Below are 20,533 nucleotides of genomic sequence, written 5' to 3' on the forward strand. Positions count from 1 at the left end.
CATTTCAGAACTTCAGCACCTTCGGCAACTTGCCCGCGTAGTCGAACCCTTCGACCGTGAGGAGCGCCTCGATGATTTCCGGCTTTGATTTCGCGAACACCTTTTTGAAGTTGTCGCCAAGCGCGGCACGGATGCCAAGCTCATCGGCGAGCACCATCATTTCGGACTTCGTGATCAGCTCCAGAAACTCCTTGTCGAGCTTCCAGTGCTTTTTCAGGTCCAGCTTGTGCGACTTGCACAGTTGCGTCAGATGCGTCACATCCAGACCTTCGATTGCGGCGAACAGCATTGCAATCATCAGGTCAGCCTGTGAGCTTTCCTTCGCTGCCTGCACGGCGTCGATTGCCTTGGGCAGGTTGGACACGGGCGCCTCGCTGCCAACGATCCGCTCGAAGAACTTGCGGAACGCGGCGTCGTCGACCTGACGTGCATGGCCGCTGAGCACGACTGCAATCAGATACTGGCGAGCCAGTTCACGATTCATGCCGATATCAGCGCGCAAGGCCTTGCGCCACAGCTTCACGCGATACGCCTTCACCTTCTCGGACTCGCCAATGACCGTGACCGAGGGATTCGTGGAAGCCGGAGCACTGGCTGACTTGCTGCCCGCATTCGCGGTTTTCGCCGCTGGTGCGGACCTGGCACTGTCAGGCTTTGCCGGCTGTGATGCAGCCTTTTCGGCCTGGATGCGAGCCGCCACCTTCTTCATGTTGCAGACCGTGTCAAAACACTGGCCGCGATAGACGTTGCCGACAGAGTCCGGTAAGCCGCTCACGGCCGCGCCGTAGTTCGCACAGGCGTGACAGGCTTTCGCCTGTTCAAGCCCGACGCCCTTCGCTCCCTCGACAGCCAGTTGCACGCGCGTGTTATTGTCGCCAGCCCGCACGATCCGCACGGTCTGGAACTCATCGCGCAGCTCTGCGGCCGTCGCTTCAAGCTGCTTTTCGGTTTTGTCGTTGAAGCAGCTGCGGTTGGTACAGTTTCCGGTGCCGATCGCTTCGCCAAACATCTGCGCCTGCGTCGACGAGTTGTGCGGGCAGGCCGCACAGTCCGTCTTGTCGAAAATGGCAGAGCCAAGCGCACAGGACGCCTGTTCGACCAGCTTCTTCACGTCGGCGACCGAACGCTTCTCCGTGACAACGACCGGCAGGACCTTGTCCTGATTCTCCTTCGAGAGGGCTGCCAGCAGTTCAGCGTGAGCGATGTTGATTTTCCGCTCGCTCAGCGCGTCGAGCACCGCCTTCGAACAGTTCAGCAGCGCAAGGCGGCTGTCCAGTGTCGAGCGCGACCAGCCAAGGATCCTGGCAGTCACGTCCCGGTCGCCACCGTGCAGTCCGAGCAGCTCGGCGGCATCGATGGCTTCTTCGGCAGGAGAGAGGTTGTCGCGCTGGATGTTTTCGGTGAGCGCAATACGGCGCGCTTCGACTTCATCGACGTCCTTTACAACGATGGGCATCGGGAAGTCTTCACCGTGAGCGTCCAGTGCCCCGCGGTAGCGGCGGCCTCCGGCGATCACCTCGAAGTCGAAATTGTCCTCGACAACGGGGCGAACGATGATCGGCGTGTCGACTCCATGCGCGCGAATCGACTCGGTCAGTTCCGCCATCGCCTTCGGATCGAAGTACGTACGCGGGTTACGACCGAGCTTGATGCGCTTCAGGGGTGCAGTAAGTTGTTGCATTGCAGGTTCTCCAGAGAGGGGAACCTGCCCCCGTTCGGGAGTGGTTCCCGATGGGGTCAAAGATGGATGCCGAACGTGCCGGCGGGGTCGATGCGTCAGAGACGCGGTAGCTGAGTCGATGGTAGCGGCAATGTCGCTGCGCTCCGGCCGGAATGACCGCGGAATCCATACGGCTTTCGGACAAGACTCGCACGTCCTTCGGGCAAGATATCCACAGATTTCCTTAATAACCCTGTGGATATCCCCGGGGTTGCGCCGCTCCATGAGGCGGTCACGCGCCTGTTCAATTCAGAGGCATGCGATCCTGAAGTTCGTGCAGCCGTCAGCCGGCTAACGGCCTTAACCCGGAAAGCTCGACTCAACCATATAGCTTTCGCCTGAATTCAACAGCCGTCGATCCCGAAAGCCGCGCTGAACGCGTTTCCTTTTGCCCCTGTTGGCTGTGACCTCAGGTCCGACAATAGATCGCGTGTGCGCGTAAGCACGCACACCGCAGAGGCGTCCAGTCGCACATGCGAACTCGCTTCCGGCGCCCTGTCACCAGCGCACTCCTCCAACCACATGATCGAATTCGCTTTCGTCCCCGCAGTCGGCGGCCTAGTTTTCCTGGCACTCTACCGCATGCTGCAGATGGTTGCCATTGCCCGTCACTGGGCCTCGTGGGTTCCGGTTGCCTGCATCGCAGGCGGCATCCTGGCGCTCGTCATCGCTGCAGCCGTCGCAGCACTTGTCGGGGAGATCCGCACTATGCGCATGCGCCGCGAACACGCGGTCATGCAGCAACGCTTCCCCGGCTGCCACGTACTTCGGCTGTCCAACGGTAACTGGTTCCTGACCGACCGTGCCACAGGCCGGGAATACCAGCCCGCAGCCGGCATGTCACAAGCCTCGTCGCCTGGTTCCCTTCTTGGACAACATTCCGCCGCCCGACTTGACTTCACAGCAGACCCGCTAACCTGGAGATACGTGGCCGCCGGGGCACCCCGCGCCCGGCACGCGGATCAACAACACAAACAGGAATCCAAATGCAGTTCACCACGGCAATCACACGCGCGGCACTCGCGCTTTCAATGACCGCAGTCACGGCGATGCTCCCAGCGCATGCATCGGCTGGAGGCGGTGCGTGCCAGCCCGAAGCCGGCTTCTCACCGGAAGGCAGCGCCGCGGCGCTCGTCGACCACGCGATCGACAGCGCCCAGCGCTCGATCCGGGTTTCGGCGTACTCGTTCACCTCGCCTGACATCGTTCGTCACCTGCTCCAGGCGAAGCCCCGTGGCGTCGAAGTGGCCGTCGTGGTCGACGAGAAGAACTACGTCAGCGAGGACCGTTCCGGCAAGGCCCACGCGGCGCTGAATCTGCTCGTGAACGCGCGGATTCCGGTGCGCACCGTTAGCGTCTACCCCATCCACCATGACAAGGTCCTGATTGTTGATGGCGCAACGGTCGAGACCGGCTCTTTTAACTACAGCTAGGCCGCGGCGTCTCGCAATAGCGAAAATGCGCTCGCGCTCTGGGACTGCCCGGGCGTCGCCAGGGGCTACCTCGCACATTGGCAGAGCCGCTGGGACTTGGGCGTCGATTTCCGTTCCTCCTACTGAAACGTCTGGACTTCCAGCCGCTCCGACTCCACCGAACAGGAGTACAGGTGCTACAGATATCCCAGGTAGTTCAGGACATCCTCAACCTGACGCGCTATGCGGTGTCGCCGTTCGTTCTCACTGGTCGCCCCGATTCTGTGCGCCAGTGGCTCTTAGTGCTGCAGGAGCGCCTGAGCGCGATCCGGCTCCGGGTCCACAACGCGCTCGCGTCATTCGAGGAGACGAGGGACGGTGAAGACAACGACTGGACAGATGATGAGCGCGTCCTGAGCAGTCAACTACCCCACCCTGAAGGGTGGAGCTTAAAGCGGTAGATCAAGCTCGGGTTGACCAGACCGAGCGCCGCGAGGCGCTACGTTGCGCAGAAGACAGCAGACCCACCCTGACGTGCTTCCTCAGCGTCAGGCACTTGAAGGGACGGTTGCAGACAAGCGACCGGGTAAGCACGAAACGGATCGTCCCGGTCAGCCTTGTTGCTGACACCTGCTGCGCAACATGGTCGAGGGGAGACTTCCCGCAAGGGAAGCGTCACCAGGCCCGTAAGGGCAATGTTTTTAGAGGAGCCGACATGTCGGTGTTTGTGCTGGATCGAAATGGAAAACCGCTGATGCCGTGCAGCGAGAAGCGTGCGAGGCTACTGCTCGCACGCGCTCGAGCGCGCGTGCATCGTGCCATGCCGTTCGTGATCCGGCTCGTCGATCGCAAGGTGGACGCCTGTTCGTTCCAGCCGCTTCGGATTAAGCTCGATCCCGGCAGCAAGGTCACGGGCATCGCGCTCGTACGCGAGGCCGAGCACTGCGTGGCGGTGCTTAACCTTTTCGAACTGGTTCATCGTGGTCGGCAGATCAGCGAGGCGCTTACGGCAAGGCGTGCATTTCGTCGGCGCCGTCGCGGCACGAACCTGGGCTACCGCGCGCCGCGCTTCCTGAATCGCCGGAAGCCCAAAGGCTGGCTCGCACCGAGCCTGATGCATCGCGTTCACACCGCGATGGCATGGTCGAACCGTATCCGTCGCTGGGCATCGGTCACGGTACTCTCGTCGGAGCTGGTCCGCTTCGACACTCAGGCGCTCGAGACCCCGGAAATCTCGGGCATCGAGTATCAGCAGGGCACCTTGGCGGGCCACGAGGTCCGTGAGTATCTGCTGGAGAAGTGGAAGCGAAGCTGCATTTATTGCGATGGGAAAGATCGCCCGCTGCAGATCGAACACCTCACGGCCAGAGCGCGCAATGGCAGCAACCGCATCGGGAATTTGGGGCTCGCATGTGGCGACTGCAACCAGGATAAGGGTTCGCTCGACGTGCGCGAGTACGTCAAGGATCCGAAGCGTCTTGCGCGCATCCTCGCTACCGCTTCTCGCCCACTGAGGGATGCCGCAGCGGTTAATGCCACGCGCTGGGCGCTCGCCAATGCGCTGCAGGCCACAGGCCTGCCGCTCGAACTTGCTTCGGGTGGCCGCACGAAGTTCAACCGGGTCACGCACGCCATCCCCAAAACGCATGCGCTCGTGCGACCTGCGTCGGTCAGGTGGACAGCATTCGGGGCTGGCAGCGCCCCTCGCTGATTATCAAGGCCACCGGGCGCGGCAGCTACCAGCGCACGCGCCTGACCCGCCATGGATTCCCTCGCGGATATCTCATGCGGCAAAAGCAGGTGCATGGGTTCCAGACCGGCGACCACGTGCGTGCCAATGTGTCCGTCGGCAAGAAGGCCGGAATCCATTTCGGCCGTGTTGCGATTCGCGTCACTGGCTCGTTCAACATCCAGACGAGCACGGCCGTTGTTCAAGGCATCAGTTATCGTCACTGCACGCTCATTCAGCGCGGCGATGGCTATGCATATTCCGTTCAACCCAAAGATAGCTTTCGACAAGGAGACGCGGATGTAGAGCGTGCTGTGCACGCCGCGCTATCCCCCCGGCATGAATGCCGAGGTTTCTCGCGCAATCGGATGAATGAGTGCAGCGCAACTTTCCCAACGATTCAGACAGTGTCAGGGCGGCGCTGCGCAAGGCGTGGGTCGCCGGACAACGACTGCGCACGCGGTAGCGGATGGCGCATGCGAAAAACGGGGAACCTTGACTTCCGATCCGGACAGGCAAGATGAAAACGCGCGCCCGGTTCACGATCGGGCTATCTAACTACCGGAGTCCTCGATGCTAGGCAAAAGCTTTTTTCTGGATCGCGCTACCTCGCGCTCGCTCGACTGGTTAGGCCGCTACCCGGCTTTGGGCTGTGCCTGCCATGATCCCAGGTCACTCTCGTCGGGCCGCCAGATAGTCGTCGCTGCTGTGACCACGACTGACGTGCGCTGCGTGTTCTTCAGCAGCATCGGTTCCGTCTTCGACTTCAGCGCGACGTGGACGGAGCTCGAGCGCGCAAAGACCTGGTGGTACTTTGTCCAGCGCTGGTATTTCTGGGTGGTGCCTGACGCGAATACACTCGCCGCGATCAATTCGACAGGCGCCCTGATGGACCATCTGAGCGTCCCGACATCCGCGCCACGCGATCTCGGCGATGACGTCTTCCTGCCCTGGCTCGACGCCATCGAAAAGCGCGCCCGCCGGTGCGGAACGCTCGCGGTACTGTCTCACGATACCGAATCTGTCTGAGCGGGAGACGACATGAGCCAGAACAGCAAGATCGAATGGACCGACCACACGTTCAATTCGTGGGAAGGCTGCCAGAAGGTCGGCCCCGGCTGCGATCACTGCTATGCCGAAACCCGCAATGCGCGCTTCAGCGGCGGCGTTGCCGTCAACTGGGGACCCGGCGCGCCGCGACGCCGCACATCGCCGGCCAACTGGCGCAAGCCGATCGTCTGGAACGCAGCGCATGCCGAGTTCTTCGCAGCGCACGGCCGTCGCCAGCGCGTGTTCTGCGCGTCGCTCACCGATGTGTTCGACAACGCAGTCGATCCCACGTGGCGCCGCGACCTGTTCGACCTCATCGCGAAGACCCCAAACCTTGACTGGCTTCTGCTGACGAAGCGGGTCGGAAACGTGATGTCGATGATCAGCGAGACGGCGCAGTATCGATTCGATCTCAATTGCCTGGAAATGCCGTGCTTGCCCGATAACGTCTGGCTCGGCGCGACGATCGTCAACCAGGAAGAAGCCGACCGCGACATTCCGAAGCTGCTTGCCGTCCCCGCATGAGTACGTTTCCTGTCGATGGAGCCATTGCTCGGCCCCGTGAGCTTCGATGGGATGTTTGCCAGCAGCAATTGGCGCGACCACACGAACATGCTCGAGCCGCTGGACTGGGTCATTGTCGGCGGTGAAAGCGGGCGGGGCGCCCGACCCATGCACCCAGCGTGGGCGCGATCGTTACGGGACCAGTGCGAAACAGCCGGCGTCCCGTATTTCTTCAAGCAGTGGGGAGAATGGGCTCCCGGAAATAGTTGTGCTGGCAGCGACCTGATCGGGGGGGATCGAAGCAGACTTGCAAGCGGGTTCTTCGACTACAACGACGGCTGGAATTCCCTCGGCCCCAATGCGTTCCGCCAGACGATGGACCGCATCGGCAAAGAGGCGGCCGGTCGGGAGCTGGACGGCCGGATACATAATAATTTCCCTGAGACTTTTCTTCATACGAAATGAAAGCCTAAACAGGTTGTAAATCCGGCTTTTCGCACGTCCCATGTCCGTTGATAATGCCAGCTAATATCTCCCAATAAATGCAACGGCGAATAACCGGACAATGTACGAACAGCTTTATCCCTGCGACCACTGCGGCGGCCGCGGCACCCTTGGGTTTTCGCAACGGGTTGTCGCGGAAATCGGTGAGCCTCAGTTTGACTATGGCAGATTTGGCCGTCACGCCGGCCCGCCGGTGATGGGCGACGTGCTGCAGCGCCCCGCATTCGCGCCCCAGACTGAAAAAATTGTCTGCATATACTGCGCGGGCTGCGGCATGTCGACACAATGGGAACCGGTCGGCAACGACGATAAAGCTGCCATGACCCGGTGTGCCCAGGTCTGGAACCGTCGATTGAGCCGCCCCAAGACTACGGAAGACGACCTGCGCGACCTGATCGAAAAAGAGCTAGGGGCATGTGATTCACAGATGGTCATCGACATGCTCGCGCGCAATACCGAAGACTGGGAAACGCGCGGCCCCCTGTTCGCCATGCTGGCCCAGCGGCTAGTCGACGCCACGGTGTCAACGATCGACAGCTGGCCGATCGATCCAGTGCTGAAGGACGCAGCGCGCTACCGCAAGCTGGTGCAACTGGCGAAATGGATTGATATCGACGGCGAGCGATACATCCAGTTTCCAAAGATCCCGTCACCGAGGGAGCATGAAGAGTGTCTCTTTGAGGATCGCATCGCGCTGGCCGTCGACGGAATGCCCGACCGCGATCGCTGGTAGCGGGGGAGTCAAGACCGATGTGCCTTCGCGACAACGTGCCGGGCATGCACCCCTTTCCCTATCTTTCGCCTCTCGCATCCGAAGCTCGCTGATCAGCCTCCAAACCGTCGATCATCACCTTCATTGAGTGTCGTGACTTTTCCCGCAGCCGAGTCATACCAGACCTGGTCTCCACAAAACACATCACCTGCTTCAGATCCGTAGAGCGGCTGATCCGGATCTCCTCTCAGGTACAGGGTCATGCCTGTTCGTGCAGGATCGAGGCGAAATTTTTGGTCGGGTTTTGTTTTGAGATAGGAAATCAGCTGATCGGAGGTACTGAAGTACCGCTGACGTCCATCCTCAAACTGAAGCCGCGCGAGCTGTACCTCCTGAATGCCTCCCATATCGGCAAGGATCATGGTTCCTCTCCTGGTGTGTAGAGCGCGAATGGTGCCCCGTCTGCAGTATAGGAGAAGCTCTCCAACGTCAAAGGTTTCTACCTAGCCATCCCGGAGAAAAAAAACCGGCTCATACGAGGAGCCGGTTGTCAAAGTGCTCTGGCGTTTTCCGAAGGCCGCCGCCAGAAGCCGAGAGAGACTCCATTGTGTTCCACTCCGGTTACTCCCGAGCGGGCATATGGCATCTCAAATTCCCTTTCATTCCGCGACTAAACCGGCTCTACGGTGCCCGCGCCCGCCCCCAATATCCGATAGAGCGCCTGACGCGATATACCAAGGGCCGTGGCCGCGTGGCTCTTGTTGCCGTCGGCAATCCTGAGCGCCTCGCGCGCCTCCTCCACCGTGGGCAACTTCTTTTGCAGCCGCTCCTGTCTGGCGAATGTCGACAGGTACGCATTCGCTTTGGTCACGCGGCTGTGACCCGCCGCTACAACGACGCGGCGCATCGCTTCGTGATGCACCTGCGGATCGGGGCGCTCACCGGCCCGCTTGATCGGCGCCGGCGTTCCCGCAGTCCGCTCATAGAGCGCCTGCAGATATCCGTGACGCAGGCCGTGGCTCGTGATACCCAGGCCCGCTTTCGTCACGCCGTGCTTTTCCAGCACGTGGTAGTACCAGTCACGCCATTGCTTGAGCGTGCGGCCAGCCGGCACGGTGGAACCCGTTACGCCATTGTTCAACCTCGCCGCTTCTTCAAGAATCGTCATCTTCGCTTCGATCGGCACCTCGCGTGGAAGTCCGCCCTTTGTCCCACGTACGACGGCCAGCATCTGTGGATTGCGCACCGCCTCAACCGGGCGCAACATGAAACTCTCCTCGATGCGCAGACCGAACGCGGCCTGCAGTTTCAGCTGCACCGCCGTATAGGGGCAGGTCCGGGCGATCTCCTCGATCTTCGCTGCTGCATCGATGCCGTGTGCCTCCCACGACTTGTCCTCCGTTGCGACATAGCTGCGCACAAGCCCGTGCTCGCGGCGGTCAACATAGTCCGCGAGTGTTCTCACAAGCTTCGGCTTGCCCATCCACTGCGCGATCGCCCGCAGGTACGTCAGCTTGTTCTCGATCGTGCCACCGCTCTGGCCGTCAGCGACCCAGTGCCTGACGAGAAAACCGATGTGCTTGTGTTTGAGAGACCACGGTGTCTGCAGCGCATAGCCGTTCTCCCGCAACTCCCTGAACGACTTGCATAGCCCAGTCGCCCGCCGTTCCTGCGTCTTGACCGACAGCGCCTTATGGCTGATCCGGGTGGTGCTGTGGATCTGCGCGACGTGCGTGTCGAAGAGTGCGAGCAGCGCATCCCGGAACTCGGGACCAAAACCGTAGCTATTGACGATTGCTCTTACATTGAGAATTGCAGCCATCCGAAATCCCTTGCAACGCTGCCGCGCTGCCTCGGTGTGCCATCACTTTCGACCCGATGGTCGCAGCATCCCTACCTGATGCCGTCACCCGACCGCCCGGGTTTGCCCTTTTGCTGCCGCCGCTTTCGCGGCTGCGCCGTATCCCCGTCGCGTGGGTCCTGCCTTCCTGTCCTTTAGCGATTCCATCCGATCGACCAGACGCATGGGAAGAGCATGCATTCCGACCGTCCAACCTGCTGCCTGTCGGCACGGGTCGCGCTTCACGCAATCCGCTACCGATGTGTTCCGCGCGAGGCATCCCTGCCGTCGCGCTGCGCGGAAGATTCCCGCGCCGTGCAGCTTCGTGGCTACCCTGCCAGCACGACAGTTGTTCAACTTCGTGCTCATGCCGGGCAAAACCCGTTACGCGTTCTTGTACGGCCGCGGTACGCCGTGTCCTCTTCCGTCAGGGAATCGCGGAGCTCCGGTCTTTACCGGCCCGCAAGACTTCCCCCGCCCCCAAGTCGCTCATCTCCGCCGCGGTGTATCGGGCTTCGTGAGCACACCCAGCCATCGCTGTAAGGGCGTGTGAAGACGCAGATGAGCATGCGAAAAGTGTCCGGTGTCTGGTCTCTCCACATGTCCTCATTGCGTCACATCGCGGCAAACCGCCGCCAATCGTATGGATATCGCACTGTCCGGGGGTCCTCATGGTGGACCACCGTGGACTTGACCTGATTCAGAAAAAGGCCGCTTCATTGTGCGGCCCGGTCAGTTGCTGTGTTTTGGCCCATTGCGGGCCCGAAGGTATGGACGTGCGAGTGCCTTGCACTCTGTTTCGATGCGTCGTCGACGCGGTAGGTGAACCAAGGATAGCGACGATCTGAGCGCCTGCACCGCCCGAAAGCTGCGCAGAACCCGCTGGCTTTGCTGACTTGACTTCGCCGGACGCTCGATAGACTCAAACAAGGCTGAAGTGACACATGAGTGCCACTTTGCTCGAAGCTACCACGTACGAGCCGTTGAAAGTGGCACTCAAGTGTCACTTTGCCCTGAGCAACCCTGTACGAGCGATTCAAAGTGTCACTTCAGTGCCACTTTGCCGCTCACCCTCAAAAACATGGAGTCAACTTGAAAACTTCTGTCTTCGCTGTCGACGTCGGTTACGGCAACACGAAATACGCTCACCGCGCAGCAAGTGGCAGCATCGCCACGGGCATGTTCCCTTCTCTCGCGCCCCTTGCTGCAAGCCGCGCCCTCTCGGGTTACGGCGATAGCGTACTCGCATCCCGCAGGGTCGCCACTGTCGTCATTGACCAGATCGAATATGAAGTGGGCCCCGACGTATCGCTTACCGCAGCCTATGGCAATACCGGGCGCGCACTGTCCAACGACTTCGTGCTGTCCGACAATTACGCGGCGCTTCTTGCCGGTGCGATCCATTTCGCGGGCGTGACGCATATCGAACGGCTCGTGCTCGGCCTGCCCGTGCACAACATGAGCAAGTACTCCAGCGCATTGCGTGACCGCTTTACGGGCACCTTCGATTTCGGTGCAGGACGCGTCAGTGTCGAGAAGGTGGTGGTCATCCCGCAACCGCTCGGTTCGCTCGTCGCCGCATCCACCAACCGGCAAAGCGAGTTCGGACGCGACAGCGCTCACCTTGTCGTCGACGTCGGCTACTTCACGACCGACTGGGTCTACGCCAACGGCTTCACGATGGACGACAAGCGCAGCGACGGCATCCCGGGTGGCGCCTCACAGATCTACCAGCGCATTGCCGCGCTGATCGGGCGAGACCAACAGGAACAGGTGGAGGACATCGAACTCATCGACAAGGCATTGCGTGAACGCAAGCCATTCTTCTTCTATGGAAACGACATCAACCTGGATGGTTATCTCGAACAGTCGCAGCCGGTCATCGCAGGCGTCGTCAAGGAAATGCAGAACAACGTCGGCCAGCTCACAAACGTGCGCTCGATCATCCTGTCCGGTGGCGGCGGCGCCCTGTACGCGCCGGTGATCCGCAAAGCGTTCCCGCGCGTGACACTCGAAGTGATCGATACGCCCTGCACTGCGAACGTCAAAGGCTTCCTGATCGTCGGCGAAGCCGGGCTCACCCGCGAACGCACGACCGCAAAAGCATGAACGAAAAATTCAGGATGAAGCTGGTCATCGACGAGGTGACCACACCAGCCCTGTATGCGCGACTGAGTGCAGCCGGCTCAGCGCGACAACGCGCAACGATCCTGAGACTGCTCGCGGAGTCAGCGCTTCGCGGCGCGGCGATGCCTGAGCTTCAGCCGATGGCGATGCCTGGGTTTTCCGGTGAGCCAGCAGCGTCCCTGCCTTCTTCAACGCCGCCCCCGACCGGATCATCCATCGAGGTCAGCCAACCGGTCAGTCAGAGAACAGAGCACCCCGGCAACGAAGGGGTGTCCGGAGCAGCCCATGACGTCGAGGGCATCGCCGACCAGTTCGCCGCGTTCCTTGGCTGACCGGACTTCGGCCGATCGCTGCGCTTCGTTAAGCGAAACAAGAGAGAGTGAATGAGGGATAAGAAAATCTCCGCCCTGACCGCAATTTCTATTGCAGCAGCCCTGGCCTTGAGCGCGTGCGGTGGCGGCTCCGCCTCGGCGCAGTCGGCAAGCTCCAGTTGGGCAACTCCGGCGGGCAACGCTTGGAGCGTCGGAGGCGTCGATTCAGCCAATCGCGGCTACCGGGACGATATGCAGCAACTCATCGACAAGAGGTATTCCTTTCAGCCCGCGGTACACGCTGCGGTCGAAGTAGCTGCCCGGAATTTCCAGACCAGCATCACGGCTTCGACGCTCGCCATGAGCGATACGAGTCCGGTGGTGCTTGCGAGCTCGCAACTCATGCGGTGCGCCGCCGATACAGTCCCGTTCAGCCAGATGGCCGACCTTGAGAGAGCCATTCAAGCTGTGTATGCGCGCACATTCAATACGGGTGCCCGGATGGCAGCCCGTCAGTCTTATTTGCGGAAGGCAACCTCAGTCGGCGTGCTGACGTACGACCCGACTAAATGCGCGACTGCAACGGGAGGCCCGTGAAGCGCGTTCACGCCCTCACTGAACGGCAACGTGCTCCAGCCGGAGTCAACCTTCGCAGATCACTCGTGTTATGGAGAGGCCGACTGTTGAAAACGGCGAGCTTCGCTAAGGCAACGAAACCGATGCTCCCGACGCTCACGACGTCGACCAGATTGCGGATGCGTTCGGCGGATTCTTCTGAGCGTCCACTTGACTTTGACGCAGGAATGCGAAGATGGGTTATCGCATCGGTGTTCATGACGCGACGCGCCTTGCACCGGTGCAACACCAACTGGAGGCTATATGCTGGAATTCATTGAAATCGTGCGCCACGGTCTGCCACTAACCGTGCCGCGCACGTGGCTCTTCATCGCAACTCTGGTTGCTTCCGGCATCGCCGGCTGGAACAGCCTCGATCTCGTGCAGCATCTGTTGAAGAAAATAACGGAGGAGTGAGCGCTATGGATCAACTGTCGGTCTGCTACACGAAGTTCATGGCGCTGCCGTTCTTCGTCCGGCGCGTAATCATCTTCGTCGCGTCGGTCGCACTCTGGTGCTTCGCCGCGTGGCTCGCGAGCATGCACGTCAACAATGACCTGTGCGTTGTGCTGCTGCTCACTGGCGCGGGTGGAGCGCTGTGGGCGAGCGAACTGTGGCGCCTGTGGAAGGTCTTCGCTGTGGTTGTGGTGATATGCCTGGCCATCTTGAAATGACCTCGGGCTACAGACGAAAAAAAAGCGGTTCCCTTTTGGGGAGCCGCTGTCGTTTCAAGGGGTTATCAATGCGGCCGTTTGGCTGCAACGATAGCTAGACGGCGTGTGCAGAAGTCCCACGCATCGGTAAATGTCTGATCGCGGCTGGCGTATTTCGTATTGCCTGCTGCCTTCCGGTCAATCACATCAAAGGCCACAGCTTCAGACTTGCCGACCGGCTGACGGCCACCTTCGGCACCGTTCGTAGCAACGATCGCAAAACCACCCACGAGAACCTGGAACGAGCGCATTTTCTTCTCCAGAAAAATGGCCCGACGTGACCTTCCCCCGGCGGGGAATATCCCCACCGGGCAAGGTAAAAGAGGAGCGGCCGAAGCCGCGATCAACAACTACTGCGATGCTTCAGACAGCGGCCGAGAACTGGGCAGCTTTCCCGACGCCGCGACGAGCGTCCATCGACGGCACCGTGTTCGCGGACCGTGCAACCCACTCATCAGCGAAGTCGGTTCCGCGCAAGCGCGGCCGGTGAACGATGGCCGTGAACCCTTCGGCCCTCAGACGCTTCGCCAGCTCGACGCCACCCGCAACACCGACAGACTTGCCGGTCTTTGGATCGACTGCGTCGAAGTCAACGAAGAGGTGCACGACGCGGATACCCATACCTTCGGGCACAACGAACTGGCGCAGCAGCCCGATATTCAGGCAATACCACGTCGGCACGTCGAACAACATGTGCGCGGCATAGGCCGTTTCGAGACCCTCCGCGACGCCGATTTCACCGTTGACCGGTTTCATCAGGCGCACCGCCCCGCCGCCCAGCGGATTGAGCGTCATGTCGTTGAGTTTCGGGTCGAGGATTTCGCCGTCGGACGAAACGATCTGCGCCTTTGACGGCGTCGATCGTTCAAGAAAGGTCCGGTGCAGCGTACCCAGACGTCCATCGGGCAACTCGAACCGCGCGAGGATGCCTGGCCAGCTGCCGATCACCTTCTTCTCGTGCCGGTACTCGAGCATGCCGAGTCGCAGCGCCGGCGACGGTGCAATAAGCAAGCCGGGCACGCGGGCACCCAGATATCGCATCACCAGGTCACCAGCCGACAGGGGTTTCGCAGCATTCCACATTGAGGTGAGACGCCTCTCAGTGAATTCCCGACTCGCCTTGCGCTTCGGCCTTGGTGCTTCAGCAGTGCCCGCGACATGGATTGCCCGCTGAGCGGGACCACCGTCAATCTCACGCATCAGCCGGTACAGTCCGATCCGGTTGAGGCGCGTGATCAACTGGAGGCCGTCGCCCGCCATCACATCGCCGTTGTTGCAATGACGGCATACCCAGTCGCCTCGCCCACGCTTGTTGTCGTAGGTAAATCGATCGTCGCCGCCGCATACAGGGCATGCACACGCGTCGCCAGTGAGACGGTCTGCTGGCACGCCATAGCTCACAAGGAGCGAGATCCATTGCTCGGGAGAGAGCTGGAATCCGGCGAGCTTGCGCTGAAGCCACTCGTACTGCTCGGGCGACAGTCCTCTTCCTTTTACAGTCATGAATCACTCTCCTTTGAGTTGAGTGGGTTGGGTCGGTGCCTGAGACAGGCGTGAAAACGCGTGCTCAAAAAAGCGGTCCGCGCATGGGCGGGCGGCTTTTTTCAGCAGACGTGTTGGCTGGATAGTTAAGAAAGACAGGCGCTAACGGCCGTGGCAGAAGATCGGTCGCACGACACGCCCGAAGGCGTGTCGTTGCGATGGTGAGGTGTTACGGGAGAAGAATTGGAAAAACGGTGAGCCTTTCCGGGATCAGATGATCGACCACGCTGAACGGGTGTGAAAACCGCCGAACGGAATGTCATCCATCTCATCGAAGCCACCGCCACGCAGAGCACCACCACCGCCATGAGACGGCTGCGGAGGTTGCGCGCGGGTGCCAGCTGCGTCCGTCGAATGCGAACCATTGGAGCGTGAGGCCGGCGCCGGTCGCTGCGCACGCGAGCGCTGTTCAAACTCGCCGCCGCCGTCGTCACTGCTACGGCCTCCCAGCATCTGCATCTGGTCCGCGACGATCTCGGTCGAGTAACGATCGGTGCCGTCCTGCGCCTGCCACTTGCGCGTGCGGATGCGCCCTTCGATGTACACCGACGAGCCCTTCTTCAGATACTCCGACACGATCTCGGCGAGGCGCCCGAAGAACGAGACCCGGTGCCACTCGGTGGCTTCCTTCATCTCGCCGGATGCCTTGTCCTTGTAACGATCTGTCGTCGCAAGACGGATGTTTGCCACTGCGTCGCCGCTTGGAAGATAACGAACTTCAGGGTCCGCGCCGAGGTTGCCGACGAGAATTACCTTATTGACAGATGCCATTCTGACTTCCTCTATTTAGTAATTGACCACAGCCACTTGTCCCACATGACCCGTTTCTCTTCGGCCATGATCGGACTGCCATCGCTACGGATTGCCGGCACCTTGACTTTGCGCAGGCGCCGCACCGAAACAACATCACCGACGACGCAGCGACATTCCGCAATTGCTTCCTTGAGGCCTTCGCCCTGAAGCGTTCGCTCGCCCGTTGTCGTGTCGATGTGCATGGCGAATGACTTGTAAAAGCGCCCCGGCTTGTTTCGATCCGGGAACCGCTCTTCTCCCCATGACTGGATGCGACCCGTCACAGCGGCATCATTCATGTCGCCTCGCCTTGCGCGGGCACGCGCGGCGCTGCCGCTTGCGGGCCGGTCGTCATCGTCACTCAGGTGCGAAGCAGCAAGCCCGGTTTCAGGCGTCGGCGCTTCGTTCCTGTCACGTGGTTCTGACTTCGGATTGCCGGGCGATGTGCTACCGCCACGAATCGCGGTCGCGATCGCGTCCTTGAGTGCGCAACGATGGGAAGCCACCTGCGACCAGTGGGGAGCGAGATCCGGCACGATCTTCAGGCCGAACTCGGTTTCCTCGGTGTGGTCATCGAAAGCCGGGACGAACTCAACAATGTGATCGCCCTCGTCGACGAACAGATGTGGCGTGTCACCGATCGTCACCACCGTTTCGTTTGCGGCACCCTGTCCAATTTCGTGCGGTACACCAACGCTACTGTTTGCATGCGGTGTGGGTGTCTGAACGGACGTGGTCGATGCGCTGGTCTGCGGTGATGGTGAGGTGGATTGTGCGATGGACTTGCCGGGGAAGAGGTCCGCGAGTACGCGGGTAAAGACTGATCCAGCGTTTGCCATCATTGCCTCCTACAGCAACGTGCCGAAGCACACGAGTTGCAGCTCGCGCAGATCGCGCGCCAGAAGGGGCGTGCTCATAATGACGTCCTGCAGTGCCTCGGGATCAATGCCGTTGACCTTGCAGACATAGACGTAAGGCAGCGCGCCGTCCCAGTAGCCCATGATCCAGCCAAGCGTTGCGCGATAGTCATCGACATCGAGCTTGCGGTTACGCAGACGCTCAGAGAGCAGATCCGCGCAGTCCATCAGCGACTCAGGCATGCTGTCGCCGCGGCGGCTGTCACTCGCGAGCGAGATCAGGGCGTCGATCATCCTGTCGCGAACCGTATCGCTCCAGAACTGCGGATCGGGAAGAGGCTCAGGCCGGGGGGTAGTAACGAGGACCGGCGATGAATCGCCGAAGATGTCCAGCTGCCAGGCAGCCACATGCGTTTCCATGGATTGCTCCGGTGTCGTGCCGGCAATCCCATGACCCGTAACCGGGAATGGATTCCCGGCATGGGTTGAGGTGCCGTCACCAAGGGCATAAGCACAGGGTGACGGTAGGCGGTTACAGCACCCGGTTATTGGGTGCCGGTTTTAAACGGAACAATGACAGCCGATTTTGCGTACTGCTTTATCGGTGCCGGTTTGACAGCTGGGTCGTTCGCAGCCGCAGTTGCGTGTGCAACGGGGGCGGTGCGAGCCTTCGCGGCGTCAGCAGCTCTGGCAGCAGCAGCGAGCTTTTCAGTTTCGATGCGAGCGGCTTCAGCGTCGGCTTCGTCAGCTTCAATTGCCTTCGCTTTCTTCTTCATCTCGAACTTCACCCAACTAACAGCGAGGAGAATAAGGAATCCAGCGACCACAATCGAAATCGTGGCGAGATAGACGACCAGACAGAGGGCGAGCAGCTTGCCCGGAGTCTTGAAGCCGTCTTTGAACAGGACTTTCAGCATTTTTCTCTCCAGAAAAATTCACGCACAAGGGAATGTCCGGACAACGTCCGGTGCTTTCGATGCTCGATGAGCAAGGAAACTCGGCGCGAGGCGCTTTCGTAGGGGTCCGGGAAAGGCCCATACGGAAACACCAGCACGGAAGAAAGATGGGGGAGACAGTACAGACGCGCGACTACCGTCACGCATGTCGATGCGTCGGAAACGACGCGGAGGTGCACCCAGATTAGCGCGATCGATGCTGGCAACAGACCTGAATGCTGACGAAACTCGTGCAGCTTAAAAGGCAGCCTCGTGTCCCAGATATTGGTCGACAACGAGTTCCGTCAGCCGGCCAACGCGTTCAACCCGGAAAGCTCGACTGATCCGTATAGCTTTTCGGGATTGGATGAAGGCGAGAAGAAAGCTTCGAAGGATCTGCGTCGTTCCGGCGACTTGACTTCGAAATTTGCGCGGCAGACTGGACTCATCCCCACTTGAGGAGATTCCACGATGCTGACTTACATCCTTCTTGTGTCTGGTTGCGTCTTCGCATACCGGGCCATCGCGCGGCGACGCGAACCGACTTCCAGCCAGCCACGCGTTACGTCCGTTGCGCGCAGCCAAAAAAGCGGCGACGAAGGCGAGGCACTCGTACAGGCGGAACTACGCTCCGTCCTGCAATGGCTGTGCGGCGACAACTTTTATCTGCACCCACGCCCCTGCTGCTCAATCACGCGCCCGGCACAGACTTTCCGACGGCGGAACTGGACCATCTGGCGATCACGCCTTTTGGGATCTTCGTCGTTGAGACAAAGAACTGGGCAGGCAGCATTCTGCCCGGCCCTGACGCCGACACCGTTGTGCGCGTCGGCGTCGGTGGTCAACGCGAAACACGCCGTTCGCCGCTTCGTCAGAACCGTTCCAAAGTCGGCTTCCTGCGCAGTGTCCTGCCGGGCATGTGGCCGGTCGAAGGGCTAGGCGTGTTCGCCAGCGATCACTGCGAAGTCTCTTCTACCCTGCCCGCCAATCTCATTCGCCTGGCCGGCCTGCATCAATGGCTGCGGGCGCGCAAGGCTCGCCACCATGCGAAGGGCTATCCCGCCGTCAGCGTGCGCCACGCCTGGCGTGCAATTCAGGCGGTCGCCGACACGCAAGACCGGCGATTCATGCGCATCGCATAAGCGTGATGCATTCCGCATATACCGAGAGTTAACGCTAACAAAAATACGATTGTTTCCTAAAGATTACGGAAACTTATGCCGATTCAACGATTGCTCAAGCAAAAACGACTCGCTTTGTCACGAAAGCTGTATGGAGTTATGCGTCTTTCGGGCGAAGCGGGTGGAAAACGAAGCGTATTCTGGCCAAGGGATGAGTGCTTCGCACATCAGGAAGGTCAGGGTGCAGCGTCACGCCACACGGAAACAAACAAGAAATGAAGAACGTTAAAGACTCCTCTGAAGACCACTCTGCCGCCGGCCGACACATGACGACCGCGAAGGCAATCGCCGACGTCATGCAACGTGTCCAGCAACACTGGACGCGAAATCTGGGCGACACCCCTGTGGTCCGCCTGCATGCCACCAACTGCGCATTCGGCGTCATTGAACGCGAATTGAATCTCTCCCGCTCCAGCGCCAGGCTCTGTATCCGTTGCCACCAACGATTCGGGACCAACCCGGAAGCCATCCAGTACCTCCGCCTGACCGACATGGGCCTGCTCAACAGTGCGAGTGATGAACTCGTCGCCGTCATCGTAGAAGCCAAAAAAGCTGACCCTCGCCTTCCGCGCAGGGAAGTCAAAAGACTGATCGACGCGTATCGCGGGCCGGGCAACCACCAGGCGGCCTCGAACGCATAGCGTCGCCGACAAACTTCCCTCGGCTTCGCTTCGCGCAACACCTGCGAACCGGCTTCCCCCGAAACGAGCAAGGACACACACACATCATGAGCAACAGCAAGGACCTGAAGAAAGTCAACAACGACGAGTTCGATCCGACCCGCCTCGAAGCAGCCGGCGCTGACGGATCTGATGCGCGGGAAGAGTCGTTGCCCCCCACCTTCGTGCATATTCCCAATCAGAGCGAACTCAGTCAGGCCGCGCGGCAGTTCTTTGGCGGCCAGCTGGATGAAGCACTTATCGCCTCTATCGTGGCCGAAAGCGAAGAAGTCGCGCACTCGACCCGCAAGATCCTTGGCGAGCACATGCGTATCGGCGGCAACTTTGCCCATATCATGATTGCCGTGCAGAACGATTTTGTCAGGCGCCTCGGGGACACGCCGAAGTCCCGGAGCCTGGCAAAGGAACTCGTCTACCGCTACCTCCAGCATGCTTTCCGACGCTCCCGTTCATGGGTGGACCTCTATATCCGCTCGTACGAGAAGTTCAGTTCAAATGCCGGCGCCGTGCAATACCTTGAGCTCACCGACATGCAGGCCCTGATCAGCAACGACATCGGTGAGGACATCATTGAGATGGTCATCGAAGCGAGGAAGGAGAATCCTGAGCTGAGCAAACGCGAAATCAGGAAACTCATCAGCGATTTTCGCGATCAGATTGCGGAAAAAAACACCCGCCTTGACCTCGTGACCAACCAGCTGTCCGATATCGCCGGCGAGCTTGACGACACGAAATCCGACCGGGACCGCCTGACTGAGGAAGCCAAGCGGCTGCAACGGCAGATCGAACAGGAGAAGAAGAACGCGAGCGGCACACTCGTTGAACTCGCCGAAGCACAGCGGATGCTGAGTGTCCTGCAGAACCAGCTTGCCAACACCGAACGCGAACTGAACACCCGGACGAACGAACTGCGCGAAGCGTCAGAAAAGGTGCAAACCAAAGAAGTCCCTGTGCCGACGCTGCCTGATCACATCAAGAATCTCCAGGAAGCGACGCAGAACGCGATGGACGATTTCAACGATGCCCGTGCCAAGGCCGATGCAATGCGGGCGGAGGTTGCCGCGCTCGAGCAACGACGGGACGCGGAGGCCGCGAAGATCGAAGCGCAGGAGGTGCTTGAGAAGAAGATCAAGGGGTTGCTCCAGAAGTTCGGCGATTTCATGCAGGACTACCACAGTGCCCAGCTTCTGGTCACGGCGGAGGGCGCGCATAAGGCCTTCACCGGTCTGTTCACCGCGCTCGCCGATCTCGTTGGCAAATTTCACGGAGAGCTGCAAGCTGCTGCACGCGCAGCCTGATTGTCGGCCGC

General features: G+C 60.4%; 23 protein-coding genes and 1 pseudogene. 15 read left to right on the forward strand and 9 right to left on the reverse strand.

The window, feature by feature from the left end; all coding sequences use genetic code 11:
• Positions 1-4 precede the first annotated feature (4 nt).
• A complete protein-coding gene (locus OKW29_RS00105) occupies positions 5-1,681 on the reverse strand; it encodes a PRTRC system ParB family protein (RefSeq protein WP_429289891.1) in 1,677 nt (558 codons plus the stop codon).
• A 561-nt stretch (positions 1,682-2,242) separates the two neighbouring features.
• Here OKW29_RS00105 and OKW29_RS00110 point away from each other — a divergent pair.
• From OKW29_RS00110 to OKW29_RS00140, 7 genes and pseudogenes are all read left to right on the forward strand, one after another.
• Positions 2,243-2,755: a hypothetical protein gene (locus OKW29_RS00110; RefSeq protein ID WP_429289479.1), complete on the forward strand. Its 513-nt coding sequence runs from the start codon at positions 2,243-2,245 to the stop codon at positions 2,753-2,755.
• Positions 2,707-3,153, forward strand: a complete 447-nt coding sequence (locus OKW29_RS00115; RefSeq protein WP_429289480.1) for a phospholipase D-like domain-containing protein — start codon at positions 2,707-2,709, stop codon at positions 3,151-3,153. The genes OKW29_RS00110 and OKW29_RS00115 overlap by 49 nt, the downstream gene beginning before the upstream one ends.
• A gap of 173 nt (positions 3,154-3,326) precedes the next feature.
• Positions 3,327-3,593, forward strand: coding sequence for a hypothetical protein (locus OKW29_RS00120; protein WP_429289481.1), 267 nt, complete (start codon positions 3,327-3,329; stop codon positions 3,591-3,593).
• A gap of 293 nt (positions 3,594-3,886) precedes the next feature.
• Positions 3,887-4,843, forward strand: a complete 957-nt coding sequence (gene iscB / locus OKW29_RS00125; RefSeq protein WP_429289892.1) for an RNA-guided endonuclease IscB — start codon at positions 3,887-3,889, stop codon at positions 4,841-4,843.
• A 591-nt stretch (positions 4,844-5,434) separates the two neighbouring features.
• A complete protein-coding gene (locus OKW29_RS00130; RefSeq protein WP_429289482.1) occupies positions 5,435-5,890 on the forward strand; it encodes a hypothetical protein in 456 nt (151 codons plus the stop codon).
• A gap of 12 nt (positions 5,891-5,902) precedes the next feature.
• A pseudogene (locus tag OKW29_RS00135) lies at positions 5,903-6,880 on the forward strand (phage Gp37/Gp68 family protein).
• A 100-nt stretch (positions 6,881-6,980) separates the two neighbouring features.
• Positions 6,981-7,652, forward strand: coding sequence for a Lar family restriction alleviation protein (locus OKW29_RS00140; RefSeq protein WP_429289483.1), 672 nt, complete (start codon positions 6,981-6,983; stop codon positions 7,650-7,652).
• Between the two features lie 92 nt (positions 7,653-7,744).
• On the opposite strand, the gene OKW29_RS00145 is transcribed toward OKW29_RS00140, so the two are convergent.
• Both OKW29_RS00145 and OKW29_RS00150 read right to left on the reverse strand, forming a co-directional pair.
• Positions 7,745-8,053: a hypothetical protein gene (locus OKW29_RS00145; RefSeq protein ID WP_429289484.1), complete on the reverse strand. Its 309-nt coding sequence runs from the start codon at positions 8,051-8,053 to the stop codon at positions 7,745-7,747.
• Between the two features lie 248 nt (positions 8,054-8,301).
• On the reverse strand, positions 8,302-9,453 hold the full coding sequence (locus OKW29_RS00150) for a phage integrase N-terminal domain-containing protein (RefSeq protein ID WP_429289485.1): 1,152 nt from the start codon (positions 9,451-9,453) through the stop codon (positions 8,302-8,304).
• A gap of 1,110 nt (positions 9,454-10,563) precedes the next feature.
• On the opposite strand from OKW29_RS00150, the gene OKW29_RS00155 reads away from it, so the two are divergent.
• From OKW29_RS00155 to OKW29_RS00175, 5 genes are all read left to right on the forward strand, one after another.
• Positions 10,564-11,580 (forward strand): PRTRC system protein D, encoded by a 1,017-nt coding sequence (locus OKW29_RS00155; RefSeq protein WP_429289486.1) that lies wholly within the window; start codon positions 10,564-10,566, stop codon positions 11,578-11,580.
• Entirely contained in the window at positions 11,577-11,930 is a 354-nt protein-coding gene (locus OKW29_RS00160) for a hypothetical protein (RefSeq protein WP_429289487.1), read from the forward strand. Before OKW29_RS00155 ends, OKW29_RS00160 begins: the two co-directional genes overlap by 4 nt.
• A 51-nt stretch (positions 11,931-11,981) precedes the next feature.
• Complete coding sequence (locus OKW29_RS00165) at positions 11,982-12,506, forward strand: hypothetical protein (protein ID WP_429289488.1); 525 nt, start codon at positions 11,982-11,984, stop codon at positions 12,504-12,506.
• Positions 12,507-12,788: 282 nt separating this feature from the next.
• Positions 12,789-12,941: a hypothetical protein gene (locus OKW29_RS00170; RefSeq protein ID WP_429289489.1), complete on the forward strand. Its 153-nt coding sequence runs from the start codon at positions 12,789-12,791 to the stop codon at positions 12,939-12,941.
• 5 nt (positions 12,942-12,946) lie between these two features.
• Complete coding sequence (locus OKW29_RS00175; RefSeq protein WP_429289490.1) at positions 12,947-13,198, forward strand: hypothetical protein; 252 nt, start codon at positions 12,947-12,949, stop codon at positions 13,196-13,198.
• Between the two features lie 65 nt (positions 13,199-13,263).
• On the opposite strand, the gene OKW29_RS00180 is transcribed toward OKW29_RS00175, so the two are convergent.
• The 6 genes from OKW29_RS00180 to OKW29_RS00205 form a co-directional block, all read right to left on the reverse strand.
• Positions 13,264-13,488 (reverse strand): hypothetical protein, encoded by a 225-nt coding sequence (locus tag OKW29_RS00180; protein ID WP_429289491.1) that lies wholly within the window; start codon positions 13,486-13,488, stop codon positions 13,264-13,266.
• A gap of 112 nt (positions 13,489-13,600) precedes the next feature.
• Positions 13,601-14,740 carry a primase-helicase zinc-binding domain-containing protein gene (locus tag OKW29_RS00185; protein WP_429289492.1) on the reverse strand — a complete coding sequence of 380 codons (1,140 nt, stop codon included), beginning with the start codon at positions 14,738-14,740 and terminating at the stop codon, positions 13,601-13,603.
• Between the two features lie 249 nt (positions 14,741-14,989).
• On the reverse strand, positions 14,990-15,550 hold the full coding sequence (locus OKW29_RS00190; protein ID WP_429289493.1) for a single-stranded DNA-binding protein: 561 nt from the start codon (positions 15,548-15,550) through the stop codon (positions 14,990-14,992).
• Between the two features lie 11 nt (positions 15,551-15,561).
• Positions 15,562-16,410 (reverse strand): hypothetical protein, encoded by an 849-nt coding sequence (locus tag OKW29_RS00195; protein ID WP_429289893.1) that lies wholly within the window; start codon positions 16,408-16,410, stop codon positions 15,562-15,564.
• 9 nt (positions 16,411-16,419) lie between these two features.
• Complete coding sequence (locus tag OKW29_RS00200) at positions 16,420-16,848, reverse strand: hypothetical protein (RefSeq protein ID WP_429289494.1); 429 nt, start codon at positions 16,846-16,848, stop codon at positions 16,420-16,422.
• A gap of 125 nt (positions 16,849-16,973) precedes the next feature.
• Positions 16,974-17,345: a hypothetical protein gene (locus tag OKW29_RS00205; RefSeq protein ID WP_429289495.1), complete on the reverse strand. Its 372-nt coding sequence runs from the start codon at positions 17,343-17,345 to the stop codon at positions 16,974-16,976.
• Between the two features lie 665 nt (positions 17,346-18,010).
• Between OKW29_RS00205 and OKW29_RS00210 the strand changes: the two genes are divergently transcribed.
• From OKW29_RS00210 to OKW29_RS00220, 3 genes are all read left to right on the forward strand, one after another.
• Positions 18,011-18,505 carry a nuclease-related domain-containing protein gene (locus tag OKW29_RS00210; protein WP_429289496.1) on the forward strand — a complete coding sequence of 165 codons (495 nt, stop codon included), beginning with the start codon at positions 18,011-18,013 and terminating at the stop codon, positions 18,503-18,505.
• A gap of 254 nt (positions 18,506-18,759) precedes the next feature.
• Positions 18,760-19,185 (forward strand): hypothetical protein, encoded by a 426-nt coding sequence (locus tag OKW29_RS00215; protein WP_429289497.1) that lies wholly within the window; start codon positions 18,760-18,762, stop codon positions 19,183-19,185.
• 86 nt (positions 19,186-19,271) lie between these two features.
• Positions 19,272-20,522 carry a hypothetical protein gene (locus OKW29_RS00220; protein ID WP_429289498.1) on the forward strand — a complete coding sequence of 417 codons (1,251 nt, stop codon included), beginning with the start codon at positions 19,272-19,274 and terminating at the stop codon, positions 20,520-20,522.
• Positions 20,523-20,533 lie beyond the last annotated feature (11 nt).

The organism is Paraburkholderia sp. CI3 (genome assembly GCF_050436505.1).
Classification (GTDB): Bacteria; Pseudomonadota; Gammaproteobacteria; order Burkholderiales; family Burkholderiaceae; genus Paraburkholderia; species Paraburkholderia tuberum.